This is a genomic window from Lentzea sp. NPDC051213 (assembly GCF_044455585.1).
GTDB lineage: Bacteria > Actinomycetota > Actinomycetes > Mycobacteriales > Pseudonocardiaceae > Lentzea.
Window position 1 is genome coordinate 592,411 of the sequence record NZ_JBITEX010000001.1, and the last position, 19,544, is coordinate 611,954.

18 protein-coding genes are annotated in these 19,544 nt (G+C 68.8%); 12 read left to right on the forward strand and 6 right to left on the reverse strand.

The features are described 5' to 3' along the window. Positions 1-63 precede the first annotated feature (63 nt). The 11 genes from ACIA8G_RS02680 to ACIA8G_RS02730 all read left to right on the forward strand — a co-directional run bounded on the left by ACIA8G_RS02680 (position 64) and on the right by ACIA8G_RS02730 (position 12,700). Positions 64-924 carry an NmrA/HSCARG family protein gene (locus ACIA8G_RS02680; protein ID WP_396416503.1) on the forward strand — a complete coding sequence of 287 codons (861 nt, stop codon included), beginning with the start codon at positions 64-66 and terminating at the stop codon, positions 922-924. Positions 925-937: 13 nt separating this feature from the next. Next, positions 938-1,390 (forward strand): SRPBCC family protein, encoded by a 453-nt coding sequence (locus tag ACIA8G_RS02685; protein WP_396416504.1) that lies wholly within the window; start codon positions 938-940, stop codon positions 1,388-1,390. A 262-nt stretch (positions 1,391-1,652) separates the two neighbouring features. Further along, positions 1,653-2,741 (forward strand): mandelate racemase/muconate lactonizing enzyme family protein, encoded by a 1,089-nt coding sequence (locus ACIA8G_RS02690; protein ID WP_396416505.1) that lies wholly within the window; start codon positions 1,653-1,655, stop codon positions 2,739-2,741. A 34-nt stretch (positions 2,742-2,775) separates the two neighbouring features. Beyond that, positions 2,776-4,737 (forward strand): alpha-galactosidase D, encoded by a 1,962-nt coding sequence (locus tag ACIA8G_RS02695; RefSeq protein WP_396416506.1) that lies wholly within the window; start codon positions 2,776-2,778, stop codon positions 4,735-4,737. Positions 4,738-4,771: 34 nt separating this feature from the next. After that, a complete protein-coding gene (locus ACIA8G_RS02700) occupies positions 4,772-5,725 on the forward strand; it encodes a carbohydrate ABC transporter permease (protein WP_396416507.1) in 954 nt (317 codons plus the stop codon). A gap of 10 nt (positions 5,726-5,735) precedes the next feature. Beyond that, positions 5,736-6,617, forward strand: a complete 882-nt coding sequence (locus tag ACIA8G_RS02705) for a carbohydrate ABC transporter permease (protein WP_396416508.1) — start codon at positions 5,736-5,738, stop codon at positions 6,615-6,617. Continuing rightward, a complete protein-coding gene (locus tag ACIA8G_RS02710; protein ID WP_396416509.1) occupies positions 6,614-8,788 on the forward strand; it encodes a glycosyl hydrolase family 95 catalytic domain-containing protein in 2,175 nt (724 codons plus the stop codon). Before ACIA8G_RS02705 ends, ACIA8G_RS02710 begins: the two co-directional genes overlap by 4 nt. Next, positions 8,782-9,690 carry an acetylxylan esterase gene (locus ACIA8G_RS02715; protein WP_396416510.1) on the forward strand — a complete coding sequence of 303 codons (909 nt, stop codon included), beginning with the start codon at positions 8,782-8,784 and terminating at the stop codon, positions 9,688-9,690. Before ACIA8G_RS02710 ends, ACIA8G_RS02715 begins: the two co-directional genes overlap by 7 nt. Then, positions 9,687-11,030 (forward strand): ABC transporter substrate-binding protein, encoded by a 1,344-nt coding sequence (locus ACIA8G_RS02720; protein WP_396416511.1) that lies wholly within the window; start codon positions 9,687-9,689, stop codon positions 11,028-11,030. The genes ACIA8G_RS02715 and ACIA8G_RS02720 overlap by 4 nt, the downstream gene beginning before the upstream one ends. A 13-nt stretch (positions 11,031-11,043) precedes the next feature. Further along, positions 11,044-11,694, forward strand: coding sequence for a GntR family transcriptional regulator (locus tag ACIA8G_RS02725; protein ID WP_396416512.1), 651 nt, complete (start codon positions 11,044-11,046; stop codon positions 11,692-11,694). A 391-nt stretch (positions 11,695-12,085) separates the two neighbouring features. After that, entirely contained in the window at positions 12,086-12,700 is a 615-nt protein-coding gene (locus tag ACIA8G_RS02730; protein ID WP_396417298.1) for a hypothetical protein, read from the forward strand. Positions 12,701-12,767: 67 nt separating this feature from the next. Here the strand turns inward: ACIA8G_RS02730 and ACIA8G_RS02735 are convergent, their stop codons facing one another. Genes ACIA8G_RS02735 through ACIA8G_RS02755 form a run of 5 tightly spaced genes read right to left on the reverse strand, consistent with a single transcriptional unit; the run spans position 12,768 to position 17,397 of the window. Beyond that, positions 12,768-13,784, reverse strand: coding sequence for a pyridoxal-phosphate dependent enzyme (locus ACIA8G_RS02735; protein WP_396416513.1), 1,017 nt, complete (start codon positions 13,782-13,784; stop codon positions 12,768-12,770). Further along, positions 13,757-14,575, reverse strand: a complete 819-nt coding sequence (locus ACIA8G_RS02740) for a Rossmann-like domain-containing protein (protein ID WP_396416514.1) — start codon at positions 14,573-14,575, stop codon at positions 13,757-13,759. The genes ACIA8G_RS02735 and ACIA8G_RS02740 overlap by 28 nt, the downstream gene beginning before the upstream one ends. Further along, the gene (locus tag ACIA8G_RS02745) at positions 14,572-15,351 is read right to left on the reverse strand and encodes an ABC transporter ATP-binding protein (protein WP_396416515.1); all 780 of its coding nucleotides are present in this window, start codon (positions 15,349-15,351) and stop codon (positions 14,572-14,574) included. Before ACIA8G_RS02745 ends, ACIA8G_RS02740 begins: the two co-directional genes overlap by 4 nt. Beyond that, positions 15,348-16,433, reverse strand: coding sequence for a FecCD family ABC transporter permease (locus tag ACIA8G_RS02750; protein WP_396416516.1), 1,086 nt, complete (start codon positions 16,431-16,433; stop codon positions 15,348-15,350). The genes ACIA8G_RS02745 and ACIA8G_RS02750 overlap by 4 nt, the downstream gene beginning before the upstream one ends. Continuing rightward, entirely contained in the window at positions 16,426-17,397 is a 972-nt protein-coding gene (locus tag ACIA8G_RS02755; protein WP_396416517.1) for an ABC transporter substrate-binding protein, read from the reverse strand. Before ACIA8G_RS02755 ends, ACIA8G_RS02750 begins: the two co-directional genes overlap by 8 nt. 83 nt (positions 17,398-17,480) lie before the next feature. Here ACIA8G_RS02755 and ACIA8G_RS02760 point away from each other — a divergent pair, with 83 nt between their 5' ends. After that, positions 17,481-18,698 (forward strand): MFS transporter, encoded by a 1,218-nt coding sequence (locus ACIA8G_RS02760; protein WP_396416518.1) that lies wholly within the window; start codon positions 17,481-17,483, stop codon positions 18,696-18,698. Here the strand turns inward: ACIA8G_RS02760 and ACIA8G_RS02765 are convergent. Further along, a complete protein-coding gene (locus ACIA8G_RS02765; RefSeq protein WP_396416519.1) occupies positions 18,695-19,543 on the reverse strand; it encodes an XRE family transcriptional regulator in 849 nt (282 codons plus the stop codon). The genes ACIA8G_RS02760 and ACIA8G_RS02765 overlap by 4 nt on opposite strands. Between the last annotated feature and the right edge of the window lies 1 nt (position 19,544).

Consider the following 19,544-nt stretch of genomic DNA (forward strand, 5'->3'; position numbering starts at 1 on the left):
GACCGCCCGGAGTCGCTGTAGCGACTCCGGGCGTTTCAGCGAAATACAGCCAGGAGGTCCACGATGGACGACACCAGGCTGGTCGTGGTCACCGGTGCGACCGGGCGTCAGGGCGGCGCGGTCGTACGGCACCTGCTCGCCGCCGGCGGGCGGGTGCGAGCACTGACCCGGAATCCTTCGTCACCGGCGGCAGGCCGGCTCGCCTCGGCGGGTGCCGAGGTGGTGCGCGCGGACATGGCCTCCCCGGACTCGTTGCGTCCTGCCTTCGCGGGCGCGTATGGGGTGTTCAGCGTCCAGAACCCGATGATCAGCGGCCTGGACCAGGAGGTTCAGCAGGGACGCGCGGTCGGTGACGCCGCGGCTTCGGCGGGCGTGCGGCACGTCGTGTACGCCTCGGCAGGTCCTGGGATACCGGAAACCGGTGTGCGGCAGTGGGACAACAAGCTGGCGGTGCGGGCACACCTGGAGTCGCTCGGACTGCCGTTGACCGTCCTGCGCCCGATGGCGTTCATGGAGCTGATGACGGACAAGGACTTCTACCCGCCGGTGTCGATGTGGCACCTGATGCCGAAGCTGATCGGCGACAACCGCCCGCTGCCGTGGTTGTGCGCTGATGACGTCGGTGCCGTCGCGGCGAAGGTGTTCGCCGACCCGGACCGGTTCGCCGGCGTGGAGCTCCCGCTCGCCGCGGACGTCCGGACCATCGGTGAGTGCCGTGAGCTCTGGCGGGAGGCGCACGGCCGCCCACCACGCGGTTTCCCGATGCCGCTCTGGCTGTTCCACCGGTTCACAGGCGACGACCTGACCAGGATGTGGCGCTGGCTGCGGACGCATCCCGTGGCGTTCGACCTCGCGGCGACCAGGGCGATCGTGCCGTCCGCGCGGACCGTCCGCGAGTGGCTGGTGCAGCGAACCTACTCGTAGTAAGTTCGGGTGCATGATGCCGGACGCCTCTGCGCACATCGACATCGCTGCCTCTCCGCAGCGGGTGTTCGAGCTGGTCAGCAGTCTGCGTGGGCTCAGCGAGTGCGCCGAGGAGTACTCCGGCGGCAAGTGGCTGGGAGCCTCCGGTCCGTCCGTAGGGGCGAGGTTCCGCGGCCTCAACAAGCGCGGCTGGCGGAGGTGGCCGACGACCTCCACCGTGACCGACTGCTCGGCTTCGCGGTTCGCGTTCGAGGTCAAGTCGCTCGGGCTCGCGGTGTCGCGGTGGCAGTACGACATCGAGCCGACCGCCGGCGGATGCCGGGTCACGGAGTCCACGTGGGACCGCCGGCCCGCGTGGTACAAGCCGATCACCGTGGTGGCGACCGGGGTCAGGGACCGGGCGGTCGCCAACCAGGCGAACATCGAGTCGACGCTGGCGCGCCTGAAGCAGGCGGCGGAAGGCTGACCGAGCGTCCGGTGCGCTGTCCGGCGCTGACAACCGGACAGAAACCCTCACATTTTCACACGCAGTCGAACACGCGCTGATCAGCGCGCTGTGGGCATGAGCTGCAAACATCGGAGGACCGGAACGAGAACCGGTCGCCCTGTCCCGTTGTAAACGCTCTCAAACACGTGAGAGCGTGTCCAAACGACGGTTGACACCCACGTAACGCCAGCGTTCAATGCCCGTCAAATATCCTATAGGATCAGAGATCCGAGGAGTTGGCGTGGCAAAGGTCCGACGTGCCGAGGCGTTCCAGGTCGACGTACCGGTGGAGACGTTGCGCACCGACGCGGTCCAGCAGTTCATCAAGCAGGAGACCGTTTTCGTCGAGATCGAGACCGATGACGGGCTCGTCGGACTCGGCTACGCCTACACGATCGGCACGGGCGGCAGCTCGGTCCTCGCGCTCCTGAAGGACCACCTGCTGCCCCGCCTCGTCGACACCGACTCGCGCCGGATCGAAGCGATCTGGCGGGACCTGTTCGCCTACACCCGGTCCACCACCGTCGGCGCGATCACCTCGCTCGCGCTGGCCGCCGTGGACACCGCGCTGTGGGACCTGCGCTGCCTGCGCGCCGGGGAACCGTTGTGGCGCATGGCAGGCGGCTTCCGCCAGGAGGTGCCGCTGTACGACACCGAGGGCGGCTGGCTGCACCTGTCGACCGAGGAGCTCGTCGCGGGCGCCAAGGAGACGGCGCAGCAGGGCTGGCAGGGCATCAAGATGAAGGTCGGCAAGCCCGACCTGACCGAGGACGTCGAACGCCTCGAAGCCGTCCGGGAGGCCGTCGGCGAACGGTTCGCGATCATGGTCGACGCGAACCAGTCGATGACGGCCGCCGAGGCCATCCGCCGCGCCGACGCGTTCAAGAACGTCAACCTCACCTGGCTCGAGGAGCCGCTCCCCGCCGACGACCTCAGCGGGCACGAAAGGCTCGCGAAGGCCACGAGCATCCCCATCGCGGTGGGGGAGTCGCTGTACTCGGTGGCGCAGTTCCGCGAGTACCTCGAACGCGGTGCCGCCTCGATCATCCAGGTCGACGCGGCACGGATCGGCGGCATCACGCCGTTCCTCAAGGTCGCGCACGTCGCGGAGGCGTTCAACGCCGACGTCTGCCCGCACTTCCTGATGGAGCTGCACGTCAGCCTCGCTGCCGCGCTGCCCAACGGGAAATTCGTCGAGCACATCCCGCAGCTGCGCGGGATCACCAGGAGCGAGATGACCATCCACAACGGACACGCACTCGCCCCCGAAACGCCAGGTCTCGGTATCGACTGGGACCGCGATGCGATGGAAGACCTCCGGGTCGCCTGAATATCAGCCGCCTGAAAATCACAAAGGAGTGGTCTTGAGAGCGTTAGGTGTCGTTGCCGGCCTGCTCGCATCGCTGATCGCGGTCCCCGCAACAGCAGCCCAGGCACCGGAAGTCCAGGAACAGCAGGCCCCGAAGATCGCCGAGAAGCCCTACATGGGCTGGAGCAGCTGGAGCCTGCAGGCGACCAACTACCCCGGCGTGAACCCGGACGGCCCGGCGAGCTGGCTGAACGAGAAGAACGTCCTGGCACAGGCGGACGTGCTCGCGGCGAGGTTCAAGAAGCACGGGTACGTCAACGTCAACGTCGACGCGGGCTGGTCGAGCTCGTACGACGAGTACGCGCGCCCGGTCGTGGACACGAAGAAGTTCCCGCACGGCATGAAGTGGCTCGCGGACTACGTGCACGGCAAGGGACTCAAGCTCGGTTCGTACCTCGCGGTCGGCCTGGACATCAGGGCGTACAACGACGGCAAGACGCCGATCCACAACGCGCCGAACTGCACCACCAAGGACGTCGTCTACCCGGACCTGCGCAAGACCAACGGCTGGGACAGCTCCTACAAAATCAACTTCGACAACCCCTGCGCCCAGGCCTACACCGACTCGCTCGCGAAGCTCCTGGCGAGCTGGGACGTCGACTTCCTCAAGCTCGACGGCGTCGGCCCCGGCAGCTTCAAGGGCGGCGCGAACTACGACAACACCAGTGACGTCAAGGCGTGGAACACCGCGCTCAAGCGCACCGGCCGGCCGATCGAGTTCATGATCTCGTGGGGGCTGAGCCACCGCCAGGCCGACGTGTGGAAGGCCAACACCAACGGCTGGCGCGTCGACACCGACGTCGAGTGCTACTGCCCGACGCTGGTCACCTGGAACAACTCGGTGAAGATCCGGTGGAACGACGTCGTGCAGTGGATCGACGACGCGGGCCCCGGCCGCTGGAACAACCTCGACAGCCTCGCCGTCGGCAACGGTGAGATGGACGGCATCACCGAGGCCGAGCGGCGCAGCTACATGACGCTGTGGGCGATCTCGAGCTCGCCCCTGTACATCGGCGACGACCTCACCAAGATCGACGACTACGGCTACAAACTGCTGACCAACGACGAGGTCATCGGGATCAACCAGGCCGGCATTCCGGCCCGCCCCGTCGACCAGTTCTCCGACCAGCAGGTCTGGTACGCCCGCAACGCCGACGGCAGCTACACCGTCGCGCTGTTCAACCTCGGTTCGAAGCCCGCGACCGTCACGGCGGACTTCGCGAAGCTCGGCATCTCCGGCAACGCCAAGGTCCGCGACGTGTGGGAGCGCAAGGACATCGGCCAGTCGAACGGCACGTTCAGCGCCGACCTGCCGGTGCACGGCACGAAGCTGCTGAAGATCACCCCGCGTTCGGCCGTCGCACCCGCCGTGGTCGAGGGCACCGCGGCCACGCCCACCAGCATCTCGCTGAAGTGGCAGGGCAAGAACGGCGTCCGCTACGACGTCTACGCGGGCAACAAGAAGGTCGCGACCACCACGAACACCAACGCGACCGTCACCGGCCTCACCCCGTCGACCGCCTACGACTTCACGGTCGTGCAGAACGGCAACCGCTCCAAGCCGGTCTCCTTCGTCACGCCGAAGGAATCCGTGACGTACGAAGCGGAGAAGGGCAGCCCCGGCGGCGGCGCGACCATCTACGGATGCGCGTGCTCGAACGGCAACAAGGTCGGGTTCATCGGCGGTAGCGGTGTTCTCACGATGCCGACGGTGAACGTGCCTCGCGAGGGCACCTACCTGGTGGAGCTGGCCTACATCGACGCGAGCTCCAGCCGGACCGGCGTCGTCTCGGTGAACGGCACCAGCTTCAAGCTGCCCGTCGCCGGCTCGAACGACGACAACTGGAACGCGCCGCAGAAGGTGACCGTGCCGATGTACCTGCTGGCCGGCAACAACACGATTCGTTTCGGCAACCCCGACGACTCCGTGTTCGACGTCGACAGCATCCGCATCTAACACTCCCCGAACAGGAGGCGTCGTGGTGACAACCGTGCATGACTCAAGCGCCCGCGTCGTGCGTGGACCTGTCACCACGGCGCCTCCGCCTACACGCCGCAGGCGCACCGGCCCGGCCTCTCGCCGCCACGACACGTGGGTCGCCTGGCTGCTGGTGGCGCCCGCCATCCTCGGGTTCGGCGTGTTCTTCGCCTACCCGATGCTGCGCGGCGTCTACCTGAGCTTCACCGAGTTCCACATCCTCACCCCGCCGGTGTGGACCGGGCTCGCGAACATCCAGGAACTGGTCAACGACGCCAGGTTCTGGCACTCGCTCGGCGTCACCGCGTACTTCGTGGTGCTGTCGGTGATCCTGGGCGTCGGCGTCTCGCTGATCACCGCCGTCGTGTTGCACCGGCTGGGGGTCAACACGACGGTCCGCGGGCTGATGATCCTGCCGTTCCTCATCTCCGGCGTCGTGACGGCGCTGGTGTGGACGTGGATGCTCGACCCGCAGCTCGGCATCGTGAACCAGCTGATCACCTGGATCAGCGGCGAACCGGTGATGTTCTTCGGCTCCGGTGGCTGGGCGGTGCCGACGCTGGCCGCGCTCAACGTGTGGAAGTCCATGGGCTACAACGCGGTCCTCATCTTCGCGGGCCTGCAGACGATCCCCGCGTCGATCTACGAGGCCGGCCGGATCGACGGCGCGTCGGAGTGGCAGATGTTCCGCTCGCTCACGTTGCCGTTGCTGCGCCCGATCCTGGTGATGGTCGTGATCCTCAACGTGATCGGCGCGACCCAGGTCTTCGACATCGTCCAGGTCAGCACCAAGGGCGGACCGGCGGACGCGTCGCTGGTGCTGCAGATGTACATCTACGACAAGGCTTTCGGCCAGTTCGACTTCGGCTACGCGGCCACCATGTCGCTCGCCCTGTTCCTGCTGCTCGTCACGGCGACCTTCACGCAGATGCGGATGGCGCGCGCCGGCGAGTCCGACACCAACTGAGGAGGCACCGGTGAACCTTTCGATGAAACTCGGCAGGGGCGTCGCCTGGGGCTACCTCGTGGTGGTCCTGCTGGTCACGATCTTCCCGTTCTACTGGATCGTGCGCACGGCGCTGTCCAACAACTTCGCGATGTCGACGGACCCGTCGTCGTTGCTGCCGGTGGACTTCACGTGGGGCCCGTTCAAGCGCGCCCTCGGACTCGCCACGCCGGCCGAGGCCGCCGCGGAGAACGGTTCGGGCGCCTCGATCGACCTGGCACTCGCGCTGTGGAACTCCATTGTGTACGCGGGAGTTCTGACGCTCTTCACGGTCGTGTTCTCCGCGCTGGCGGCCTACGCGTTCGCCCGGCTGCGCTGGAAGGGCCGCGACGTCGTCTTCGCGATCCTGCTGACCGCGCTGATGGTGCCGTCGGTGTTCACGCTGCTGCCGAACTTCGTGCTGATGAAGGACCTGGGGCTGCTGAACACGTTCGGCGGCATGATCCTGCCCGGTGCGTTCTTCTCCGCCTTCAACATCTTCTTCCTGCGGCAGTTCATGCTGGGGCTCTCGAACGAGGTCGAGGAGGCCGCGATCATCGACGGCGCCGGGCCGTTGCGCGTGTGCTTCCGAATAGTCCTGCCGATGAGCGTCGCGCCCATGATGACGCTGACGCTGCTGACGTTCATCACCACCTGGAACGACTACTTCTGGCCGTTGCTCGTCACCAACGACGAGTCGGTCCGCCCGCTCACCCTCGCACTCGCGGTGTTCAAGCAGTCCTCACCGCAGGCATCGCTGGACTGGGCTGGGCTGATGGCGGCGACGCTGGTCGCGGCGCTGCCGATGCTGCTGCTGTTCATGGTCTTCGGGCGGCGGCTGGTCAACTCCATCGGCTTCACGGGGATCAAGTGAAACTGCATTGGCCGGAAGCGCCAGAAAAAGTCACAGAGTGGACCGAGGCGTTGCCCGTCGGCAACGGACGCCTTGGCGCGATGGTGTTCGGTGGGGCCGGCCGGTCCCGCGTGCAGGTCAACGACGCGACCGTCTGGTCCGGTACCGCGGACGGGCCCGCAAAAGCGCTCGCTGATGTACTGGCGTCCGGCGCCGGTCCCGACCGGCTTGCCGAGGTGCGCCAGGCGATCTTCGGTGGCGACCTGCAGCGGGCGACCGATCTGCTGATGTCGTTCGAAGGCCCGTACAGCCAGACGTACCTGCCGTACGTGGACCTGTGGATCACGCTGCCCGAGGGCGAGTCGCACGGCCGCACTCTGGACCTGCGCACCGGCGTGGTCACCGAGCGCCTGACGATCGGCGACGCCGAGGTCGAGCGGCGGGTGTGGACGTCGGAAACCGCGCTGTGCGTGGAGATCACCGGTGCGGTACCCGTCGAGGTCGAGGTGACGACGCCGTTGCGCGAGGTGTCGCGGGACGGGCTCGACCTCGTGATCGAGATCCCGGTGGACTCGGCGCCCCGGCACGAACCGCAGGTCGACGCCCCCGTCTACGGCCAGGGTGAACGCGGCGCGGTGACGGTGCGGATCACCACCGGCGACGACCGGTGGTTCCTGACGCTCACCAGCCTGACCACCACCGAGGCGCACTGGCGCGGTGAACGCAGGAGTGATCTGCCGTCGTTGATCGGCGCCTGCGACGTCCAGTTCGGCACCGTGCCGGACGTCGTCGACGTGCCCGAACTGTTGCAGGGCAAGGACGACCAGCTCACGGCATCCGTGCTGTTCGCGTTCGGCCGCTACCTGCTGGCGTCGTCGTCGCGGCCCGGAGCACCGCCCGCGAACCTGCAGGGCATCTGGAACGGCGAGCTGAGGCCTGCCTGGTCGTCCAACTACACGATCAACATCAACACCCAGATGAACTACTGGGCCGCCGAGGTCACCGGGCTCGCCGAGTGCCATGAACCGTTGCTGGAACTGCTGGACAAGCTCGCGGTGACCGGCGCGGACGTGGCACGTGAGCTGTACGGCGCGCGCGGCTGGGTGGCGCACCACAACACCGACGCGTGGGGCTGGGCGCTGCCGGTCGGCATGGGCCACGGCGCGGTGTCGTGGGCGCTGTGGCAGATGGGTGGCGCGTGGCTGGTTCAGCACGCCTGGGACCACTACGACTTCGCCCGCACGTGGTCCACTTTGGAGCGAGCGTGGCCGTTGCTGCGCGGCTGTGCGGAGTTCTGCCTCGACTGGCTGGTCGAGGGCCCGGACGGCTACCTCGACACCTGCCCGTCGACCTCGCCGGAGAACTGGTTCCTCGACGCCGACGGCAAGCCGCAGGCGCTGACCTGGTCCGTGACGATGGACGTGGTGCTGATCCGCGCCCTGTTCGAACGGACGCTGGAGTTGGCGCTGGCATCGGGCCGCACCGATCCGCTGCTCGCGGAGATCTCGGCCGCGCTGCCCCGGTTGCGGCCGCTGCCCGTGCTGGACGACGGGCGGCTGGGGGAGTGGGTCTCCGACCTGCCAGAGGACGACCCGACGCACCGGCACATGTCGCACATGGTGTCGGTCTACCCGCTCGGCCAGATCGTCGCCGGCACCCCGCTCGGTGACGCGGCGGTGGCGACCATGGATCGGCGCGGCAACGGCGCGATGGGCTGGTCGTGGGCCTGGAAGATGGCGCTGCGGGCCCGGCTGGGCGACGGCGAGACGGTGCGGTCGTTGCTGAGCGAGGCATCGCAGGCCTTCACCGGGGACCGGCACCGCGACGCGCCGTTCGACGGCTCGGAGTGGGGCGGCCTGCTGCCGAACCTCTTCAGCACGCACCCGCCGTTCCAGATCGACGGCAACTACGGCTTCACCGCAGCGCTCGCGGAAGTCGTAGTGCAGAGCCACACCGGCGTGATCGACGTCCTGCCCGCGCTGCCATCCGGCTGGACCCGCGGCACGGCTCGCGGCCTGCGGTGCCGGGGCGGGCTCGCGGTGGACGTGTCGTGGCACGACGGGGAGGTCTCCGTCCGGCTGCGGCGGTTGTCCGGTGACGCCTCGGAAACCGTGCCGGTGAGCATCGGCGGAGAGGTCTCCGAGGTCGTGGTGAGTGATGTCGTGGAGCTGCGCGGGAGGGTTTCGTGCTGACCGACCTGGATCTGGACTCGCTGTGGGACTACCGCAGCTCGTACATCAGGCCTGACGACTTCGACGCGTTCTGGGACTCGACCCTGGCCGAGGCCCGCTCGGCGGAGTTGAAGGTCGAGGCGATACCGGTCGACACGCCGCTGCGCACGGTGGACGTCTACGACGTGACGTTCACCGGCTTCGGCGGCGACCCGATCAGGGCCTGGCTGCGGACTCCGCGCGGGGAGACCGGACTGCCCGCCGTCGTGCAGTACCACGGGTACGGCAGCAACCGGGGCAGCGCGGTCGAGAACCTTACCTGGGCCAGCGCCGGGTTCGCGCACCTGCAGGTCGAGGTGCGCGACCAGCGCGGCGGCGCCGGGTTCATGACCCGCGGGATCGCCGATCGCGACACGTACTTTTACCGGCGGGTGTTCACCGATGCTGTGCGCGCGGTAGAAGCCGTGCGCGCGCTGGGTTCCTCACAGGTCGCCGTGATCGGCAACAGCCAGGGCGGCGGCATCGCACTCGCCGTCGCCGGTCTGGTGCCCGACCTGGCCGCGGTGCACGCGCAGGCGCCGTTCCTGTGCGACTTCCGCAGGGCGCTCAACGTCTGCGGGCGCCTGCCCTACACCGAGCTCACGACCTACATCGCGGAGAACCGCCGCTCCGACATCTTCCCGACACTGTCCTATTTCGACGGTGTGGGGTTCGCCGCTCGAGCCGTCGCCCCTGCCTGGTTCTCGATCGGCCTGATGGACGACATCGTGCCGCCGTCCACCGTGTTCGGCGCCTACCACGCCTACGCGGGACCCCGTCAGATCCAGGTCTGGGAGCACAGCGCCCACGAGGCGGGCGGCTCCGACGACCTCGACATCGCACTCGACGCCTTCCGATCCCGTCTTCTTCAGGAGAAGCCATGAAAATCGCCGCCGCCTCACTGGCAGCAGTCACAGCCCTGGTGGTCGCGGGCTGCGGGAGTTCCGACACGGGCTCCGGCAACACCGTGAACTGGTGGACCTGGGACGACAAGCAGGCAGTCGCCTACGGCGAGTGCGAGAAGGCGTTCGAGGCCGCCAACCCCGGCAGCGACGTGAAGATCACCCGGTACAACGTCGACGACTACTTCACCAAGCTCACCGCCGGTTTCGTCGCGGGCACCGCGCCCGACGCGTTCCAGAACAGCGTGCAGTTCCTCCAGGCCTACGCCTCGCAGCACCAGCTGATGCCGCTGGACGACCTCATCACGAAGTCCAATGTGGACATGAAGAAGTACTCGGTCGGCGTCGACACCTGGAAGTTCACCGACGGCAAGCAGTACGCGCTCCCGCTCGACTGGGCGGCCGCCGGCGTCTACTACAGCGTCGACGCGCTCACCAAGGCCGGCGTCGCCGAGGCCGACGTCGCCAAGATGACCTGGAACCCCGACGACGGCGGCACGTTCGAGAAGATCGCGGCTCGCCTCACCGTCGACAAGAACGGCAAGCGCGGCGACGAGGCCGGCTTCGACAAGAACGCCATCGCCACCTACGGCATCGGCGCGATGGCCGGTCGCAGCTTCATCGGCGAGACCACCTGGGCCCCGTTCGTCTCGACGCTGGGCTGGCGCCTGGGCGACAAGCCCCAGTGGCCGTCCAAGTTCAACTACACCGACGAGCGCTTCGTCAAGACGATGAAGTGGGTGACCTCCCTGGTCGACCGCGGCTTCTCGCCGAAGTTCGGCACCTTCACCACCGGCAACCAGTCGACGATCTCCGACATCGACCAGGTCGGCTCCGGCAAGGTCGCCATGACCGTCGGCGGCTCCTGGTCCGCCCCGTCGTTCGGCAAGATCCCCGGAGTGCCCGTGGGCATCGCACCCACGCCCACCGGACCTGACGGCAAGCGTTCCGTGCTTTCCAACTCGAACGGCAACAACATCTGGGCCGGCACCAAGAACCCCGACCTGACCTGGAAGTGGGTCAGCTACATGGGGAGCGAGGAGTGCCAGACCAAGGCGGGCGCGACCGGCACGTTCTTCCCGTCGATCCCGGCCGCGATGGACAGCACCGTCACGTCGATGAAGGCGCAGGGCGTCGACCTCTCGGTCTTCAACCAGTACGTGAAGGACGGCGTCCTCTACCCGTCCACCGCCTACGTCAACGGCTCCGCGGTCCAGTCCGGCGAGCAGCCGCTCTTCGAGGCCTACTTCGCGGGCCAGCGACAGGATGACGTGTTCGCCGAGATGGAACGGGTCAGCCAGGAGATACTGGCCAAGAACTGACGGAGGAGTGGTGTTGCGGATACCGACGAGGCGCGTGCTCGCGGACGATGTCTACGAGCAGATCCGTGCGCTGATCATGGGCAACGGGATCGAGCCGGGTGCCCGAGTCAACATCGACGAGATCGCTCGTCAGCTCGACGTGTCCCCAACGCCGGTCCGCGAATCCCTTGCCCGGCTGGAATCGGAAGAACTGGTCAGCAGGCTCCCGTTGCGCGGCTACCGCGTGACGGAGCTGCTGAACCGCAAGCAGGTGGACGACCTCTACGCGTTGCGCCTGCTGCTGGAACCGCCGTCCGCGGCGCTGGCGGCAGGCCGCATGACCCCGGAGAGCGAGCTCCTGATCGAGGAGGAGCTCGCCACCTGCCCCGCGGCACCGGCCGACAACGCCTACGACGACTACAAGAACCTCACCGCCCACGACCAACGGCTGCACGAGCTCATCCTGCGGATCGCGGGGAACGAGGCGGTGCTGCAGTCGTTCGCCAAGACGCACTGCCACCTGCACCTGTTCCGGCTGAACTTCCAGCAGCCGTTCGGGGTGCAGACCATCACCGAGCACCGGGCGATCGTGGGGGCGCTCGTCGCCCGCGACGAGGAGGCGGCGAGCCGGGCGATGACGGCGCACCTGGAGATCGCGCGGAACCGCCTGTTGGACCGCATGTAGTCCACCTGCGCGCGAACAGTGCTTGATCAGCACAAATCCCAATCCTGCCAACCTTAAATGCATTTAAAAGCCCTTTGGTCTAGTCCGATTTGAACCCCGTCCGTGACCTCCCCGTAGTCATCGGTACAACACCGATCCACCCCCGAGGAGACACAGAATGGGCGCTCGACACCGCAAGCCCGCCATGATCGGCGCGGGCGCCATGCTCGCGATCGCTGCTGTCGCCGGTGGTTTTTTCGCCTTCAGCGGCACCAACTCGAACGCGGCTGAGGACTGCGGCGGACTTGACCAGGCGCTGCAGAACAACCTGAACTTCATCGCCGGGCAGCAAGCTGCCCCGGACGCGCAGTCGGACGCCCGCATCGCCAACCGGCAGGCGGTCGTCAACCTGATCAACCAGCGGCGTGCGGCCGCCGGGTGCGGCAACAACGTCCAGGCCAAGCCCGAGTCCGGGCAGGCCGCCACGTCCGGTGAGGACTGTGGCGGGCTGGACAAGGCGTTGCAGAACAACCTGAACTTCATCGCGGGCCAGAAGTCGGCCCCGGACGCGCAGTCCGAGGCGCGGATCGCGAACCGCGAGGCTGTCGTCGATCTCATCCAGCAGCGACGCAAGGCGGCGGGCTGCGAGGGTGACGGCGGCGCGGCCAACGCCGGCCAGGGCCAGGCAACGGCCCAGCCCGCTCCCCAGAAGCCTGCTGCCCAGCAGCCTGCTCCCGAGAAGCCCGCTGCCCAGCAGCCCGGCAACGGCGGCGCGGCCGGCCAGCAGGTCTGCAACGGTTCCACCGTCACGCTGTCCGGCGAGGGCGGCGCGCCCGCCGCGTCGAGCGGCACGTTCCCGGTGGGCACCACGCTGAAGGTGACCAACCTGGACAACAACAAGTCCACGACGGTCAAGGTCGCGTCGGTGTCCGGTAGCTGTGCGCTGCTGAACAACGCGGCGTTCGAGCAGGTGCGTGAGCCGGGCAAGTTCCTGATCCGCAACGCGAAGATCGAGAAGATCGGCTGATCTGTCCACAACGGACGGGCGTTCCCCTGGGGTGCAACCGGGGAACGCCCGTTCGTTGTCGCTATGGCTATGACGCGGCGGCCACCCGCATGACGGCCGGCGCGCGGTTCCAGTTCATCCGCGACCACGGCGCCTTCATGTGCTCCAGGTCGTTGATCTGCAACGGACTCAAGCGCGACAACGGCACCGCCTCACCGTGCCGGGAGTATGCCGCGGAGACGTACCGGTGCCCGGTGTCCGGCGCGAGGAACACCGTCCGCCGCGAGGGATCGATCGACCGTTCCCACCAGGCAGCCAGGAAAGCAGCCCCGGCGGACAGTCCGGCGAAGATCGCGTGCGAGCGCAAGAGCTCGACACCGCCGGACAGAGCCGCGTCGAACCCCAGCCAGTGCACCACGTCGTAGAGCCCGTGCTCGACGTTGCCGAACGGGATGGAGCTGCCGATCCCGGCGATGATGATCTCCGGATCGTGCACGTGCTCGCTGCCGAACGTGACGCTGTCAAAGGGCTGCACACCCACGAGCCCGACGGACGGATCGAGCGCGCGGAGGTACCGGGCCAGTGCCCCGGTCGACGCGCCCGTGCCGACACCGCCCACGATCGCGAGCCCGTCGGTGCCGAACTCGCGGGCGATCAGGTCGGCGATCGGCCGGTAGCCGAGGTAGTGCACGTCGTCGTGGTACTGACGCATCCAGTGGTGCCGCGGGTTGTCCTGCAGGATCTCCCGCACCCGCGCGACCCGGCGGTTCTGGTCGAGCTTCAGGCTCGGCGTCGGCGGCATCGGCTCCACCGTCGCGCCGAGGACCTCCAGCAGCACGCGCAACGTCGTGTCGACGGTCGTGGACGCGACGATGTGGCAGTGCAGGCCGTGCCGATGGCACGCCAGAGCCAGTGCGTGCGCGTAGATGCCGCTGGAGCTGTCGACGAGCGTGTCGCCCTCCTGGATCGTGCCGTTCTCCAGCAGGTGCCGCACCGCCGCCAACGCGGACGCCACCTTCATGGTCTCGAAGCGCAGGCACGCCGTGTGGTCGTCCAACTGGACGAGTGCGGGCCTGCTCAGGCTGTCTGCGATGTGGTGGTCCACGACTTCCCCCGGTAGCGGTACAGAACACTCGAATCCGCGCTGAACTGCGAGAACGGGAACGGCTCCGCCGACAGCGCGGTCACGCCGGCGCCGAGGAAGTGCCGGGCGACGGCACTGCCGGTCTGCGCGTAGACCACCAACGGCACCTCGCGCTCCCGGCAGGTGCGCAGGATCTCGTCGAACGTGCCGTTGCCGATGGTCATGCCGGTCGCCACCACGGCGTCCGCGGCGCCGAGCACCTCGCGCATGTCGCGGGAGACCGGATCACCCCACTGCGTCTTCTCCAGCACGAGATCGCACGGCAGGCACTCGGCTCCCCGCTCCCGGATGGCCGCGACCAGCGGGTTCACCACGCCGATCAACGCGACCTTGCTGCCGGGCGCGACGTCGAGCAGCCCCGCGACGGCGGCGTCACGTGCCCGCGCCCGTTCCTCGGGTGTGCCGGCCGGCAGCACCACCGGTTCCGCGTCCGGTGTCCGGTGTGGACGGACGTGAGCGAGATAGGCGTCGAGCACCGCGATCCGCAACGCGGCGGGCGCGCTCAACAGCAGCTCGGCGACAGACGCCCCGGACGCCTTCGCGCACACCGACGGATCGACCTCGCCCTCGGCGAAAGCACACCCGCCGATCGCCGTGCCCACGCGTGCCAGCACGTACTGGTTGCGGTAGGTCACATCGCCGCCGGCGAGCCGCGTGCCGTGATGCACCCAGAACACACTGGTCGCCACCGCGGCCTGCGCCTCGGGGGATTCGACGACCGACGAGACCAATTCGTCCACTGTGGACGTCACTTGAGCACTCCTTCAGAGGTCGTGCGGTAGGAGACAGACAGGTGGCCCAGGCCGTCGCGGCCGATCTCGGCGTCGACCCCGAACACCTCACGCAGCAGCGGCCGCGTCAGAACCTCGGCAGCGGACCCGTCGGCCGCGACCGCACCGCGGTGCATCAGCACGAGCCGGTCGCAGTACCGCGCGGCCAGTGCCAGGTCGTGCAGGGCGATCACGACGGTCTGCCCGGTGCTCGCCACGAGTTCCATCAGATCGAGCTGATGGCGGACGTCGAGGTGGTTGGTCGGCTCGTCCAGCAGCAACGCCCACGTCCGCTGCGCCAGCGCCCGCGCCAGATGGGCGCGCTGCCGTTCACCACCGGACAGCTGCTGCCACGGCCGTGAGGCCAGCCCACCCAGATCGAGGCGCTCGAGCGCTGCCGCCACGATCGCGTGATCAAGACCGTCCGGCGCCTGCCACCGCGCCCGGTGTGCAGCGCGGCCGAGCATCGCCACGTCGCCCACGCACAGGTCGCTGTCGGTGTCGACGCTCTGCTCGGCGAACGCGATGTGCCGGGCTTTGCTCCGCGCCGGCCAGCCGGCGATGTCGGCGCCGTCGTAGTGCACCGAACCGGCGGAAGGCGTGCGCAGCCCGGCCAGGCAGCGCAGCAACGACGACTTGCCGGACCCGTTCGGCCCGATCAGCCCCACGGTCGTGCCCGGTTCGACGTCGAGGTCCACCGAGCGCACGATCGTCCTGCCCGGCACACCCCACGAGAGGTCGCGCGCCTCGATTCTCACAGTTCCCCTCGCTTGCGCAGGACCAGCAGGAACAACGGCACGCCCAGCAGCGCGGTGAAGACGCCGACCGGCACCTCGAGCGGCGTGAACACCAGGCGCGACAGGGCATCCGTCCACGCGAGGAAGGCCGCGCCGACCAGCGCGGAGACCGGCAGCAGCACCCGGTGCAGCGGCCCGACCAGGAACCGCACACCGTGCGGCACGATCAGCCCGACGAACCCGATCGCGCCCACCGCCGCCACGGCCACCGCGGTCAGCAGCGAGGCCGTCACCAGCACGACGGTCCGCACGAACCGGACGTCGATGCCCAGGGAGGCGGCCGTGTCGGTGCCGAACGCGAACCCGTCGAGCGCCGACGAGAACAGCCAGATCACCGGCAGCCCGATCGCACAGACCAGAGCGCAGATGACGACCGCGTCCCACCGCGCCGGTGCGAGCGACCCGAGCAGCCAGTGCGTCAGCGCCCTGGTGCTGTCCGCGTCGCCGGACGACATGATGATCAACGAGGTCAGCGCCGCGAACAGTTCGGCCACGACGACACCGGTGAGCACGATCCGCACCGAGCCGACCCCGCGCCGCCGCAACAGCAGCATCAACATCCCGAACGACACCAGCGCGCCGGCGAACGCGCCGCCGGTCACGCCGAGCTGTGCCCCGGCGAACCCGAGCACCACCACGACGACCGCGCCCGTGGACGCGCCGGACGACACCCCGAGCAGGTACGGATCCGCCAGCGCGTTGCGCGTGACGCTCTGCAGCGCCGCCCCGCACACCGCCAGCGCCGCACCGACCAGCGCCGCGAGCAGCACCCTGGGCACCCGCAGGTCCCAGATCAGCGAGTCCGTGAGCCGGGGGAGTGGCGCGACCGGCAACCCGAGCCGGGTGCCGACGGCCCGGCCGATCTCCGCCCAGCCGACCCCGCCGCCGATCCCGATCCGCGTCACCAGCACCAGCGACACCACCAGTAAGGCCACTCCGAGCACGATCTTCAGCGCAGCACCGGGGCCGGTTCGTTGCGGGACAACGGGTGCCGCGACGAGGGGCGTGACCGCCGGGTCCAGCAACGCCGTGCGCTCAGCCACGGGGCAGGGCGGCCGAGAACGCGCGCAGCGCGTCGACCGTGCGGACGGACGCGTCCAGCTCGATGCCCGGGATCTTGATGATCTTGTTGTCGCGCACCGCGGGCAGCTGCGCCATCATCGGGTGCTCGCGCATCATCGCGATCTTCTCCTCGGCCTTGTCGCCGGGATTGCCGCGCTCGGACAGGTCGCCGATGACGATCACGTCCGGCGCACGCTCTGCGACCGTCTCCCAGGAGACCTCCGGCCACTCCTGGTCCATGTCGTCGAAGACGTTGGTGACACCGGCGATCTTGCTGATCGCACCCGGCATGCCGGCCTTGCCCGCCACGTACGGCACGCCCTTGAACACCGAGTAGACCCACGCGACCTTGAGTCCCGGCGCCGGTTTCCTGGCCTGCACCTCGGAGATGACGGCACGCTGCTCGGCGATCAGCTGGTCGGCCCGCGCGGAGACGCCCATCGCCTTGCCGAGATCCGCGTAGTCGCGGAACAACCGCTCGAACGCCTCGGTGCCGTCGGGGCAGTTGACCGCGCTCACGAACGTCGGGACGTCGAGCGCGGCGAGTTCGTCACGGGTGCCCGCGCGGTCGGCCGTGAACAGCTCCTTGTAGCCGGAGACCACGAAGTCGGGGTTCGCGGCACGCAGCGGTTCGGCGGTCAGGATCTTCGGCGACAGCACCGGGACCTTGGCGTAGTCGTCGGCGTACCGAGGTGCGGGCTTGGTCTTGAGGTTGGCCGTGCCGACCATCTTGTCCTTGGCCCCCAGCGCCAGCAGCGTCTCGGTGGAAGCCTGGTCCAGCGACACGACCCGGTGCGGAGCGCCCGTGAACGAGAGCTGCTTGCCGCAGCTCGTGATCGCGACGGCGCCGGATGCGGGAGCATCGGGACCGGACGCACCGGCGGCGCACCCCGCGGCCAAGGTGACGGCCGCGATCGTGCCCGTCAACCGGACAGGAAGTGACATGGATCCTCCAGGCTCGTGGTGGGACATCAGCTACCCTTACTGACAATGATTATCAAATCAAGTAGGTTGCCGGAGTGAACCACGTGACCGAGAACGCAGTACCGGCGGCGCCGTCCGTCTTCCGCAACGTGTCGTTCGTGCGTCTGTGGGCGGGCACGACCGCGTCGGGCCTCGCGATGTGGGCTCTGCCGTTCGTCCTCGCCCTGGCCGTGCTCGAGCGGTCGATCACCGCCGTTGAGCTGGGCGTGGTGCTGGCCGCGAGGACCGCCGGGTTCCTCGTCGCCGTCCCCGTCGCCGGCGTGCTCGCCGACCGGCACGCCCGCCGCGGCGTGGTCTTCTGGTCGTGCCTGACGGCCGGGCTCGTCACGCCGGTGATCGCGCTGGGTATGGGGCGGTCGCTGCTGCTGATGGCCGTGGCGGCGGCGGTCGTCGGTGCGGGTCAGGGTGCCTGCCGGCCCGCGTTCCAGGCGCTCGTGGCCGAGGTGGTGCCGGAGTCGGGGCGCCAGCAGGCCAACGCGGCGATCACGCTCGCGGTCCGCGTCACGACGCTGGTCGCGCCGAGCCTCACCGCGCTCGCGGCGCTGCTCGTGGACGCCCGCGCGCTGCTGGTGGCGACCGGCGTGCTGTGGCTGTGCGCGGCGCTGGTGCCACCGGCGGGGACGGGCGAGCCGGTCCCCGCCGCCACCACCACCCGCGCGGGTTTCGTCCCCGACTTCCTCGACGGCATCAGGGAGGCGCGCCGGCACCCGTGGTTCCTGGCCGGGCTCGGCGCGCTGACGGCGGTGATCGCCACCGGCTACTCCGCGACCGCTGTCGTGCTGCCGCTCGTGAGCAGGGACCGCTACAACACCGAGGCGGTGCTGGCGGCCGCCACGACCGCGTACACCGTCGGCGCACTCCTGGGCGCGGTGCTGATCGCGCGCTGGCGGCCACCGGCGGCGGGATGGGTCGCGCTGGCCGGACTCGCCTGCTACGGGTTCGTGCCGCTGGGCCTGCTCCTGCCGGTGCACCCGTTCGTGCTGATCGCCGCGTACGCCGTCACGGGGATCGGCATCGAGCTGTTCAACGTGCCGTGGTTCACCGCGACCCAGCGCGAGGTCGAGCCGGGCAAGCTCGCTCGTGTGTCCTCATTGGACTTCTTGCTGTCGTACGGCCTGGCGCCGGTCGGCCTGGCCCTCATCGCACCGGCGATCCAGGAGTTCGGCGTGAGCGCCGTGCTCGGGGTCTGCGCGGTGATCTGCTTCGCGGCTCCCGCGGTGGTGGCCCTGGTTCCGTCGTCGCGGGAGTTCCGGCGGGCTTAGTCCCAGTTCCAGCGGAATCCGCGCACCCCGGGCTGCACGTCGAGCGCCACGTCGAGCAGCGTGCTCCCGGGGTCCACGGAGGAGTCGTCGGCCAGCTGCGTGACGGAGACCGGCGGGGTGCCCTCGAACGTCACCTCCAGCACGTACTCCCGCGTCGGCAGGCGGAACTTGCGCTCGTAGTTCGTCGCAAGTGGACAGGGAGCCTGGTTGACCAGCTCGTGCTCGATCACGATGCTCTCGCCCTTGCGCAGCGGCCGGTCGAAGAGCAGCTCCGCGACCACGAACCCCTCAGCCTCGTTCTGCACCAGCTGGCCGATCTTGCAGTGCTTCAACGCTCTGACCTGCGGCAACGGCCGGTCGTGGTCGTCGATGTGCATGATCACGACCCACCGGTCAGGGCCGTTCATCGACGCCGAGAGCACCTGCCGTGACCGGAAGGACCGCTCGGTGCGGTCGGCGCCCACGGTCACGAAGTCGTGCTGGCTGACCCGCACCAGCTGGTCGTCCCAGCGGGTCTCCAGGTCGTGCAGCGCGTGCTCGACGTGCGAGGGCTCCGGCCAGAACTCGGACATCGGCCCCGGCGCCTTGCGCAGCCAGCGGCCACGCGGGCGGGGCGGGCCGAGCAGTTCGCTGAGGTGGCCCGGCGGGAGGCACAGGATGTGTTCCAAGTGGACTACCGCCTGCAGCGACGCCTTGCGCTCTGGCTTGCTGCGGCCGGTCTGCCAGTAGCTCAGCGTCGCCAGCGAGACCGACACGCCGTGCTGGGAGAGGTGTTCGCGCAGGCGCTCCAGACCGAGACCGCGATTCGTGATCGCCGTCCGGAGAGCCTGCGCGAACTCGTCCACT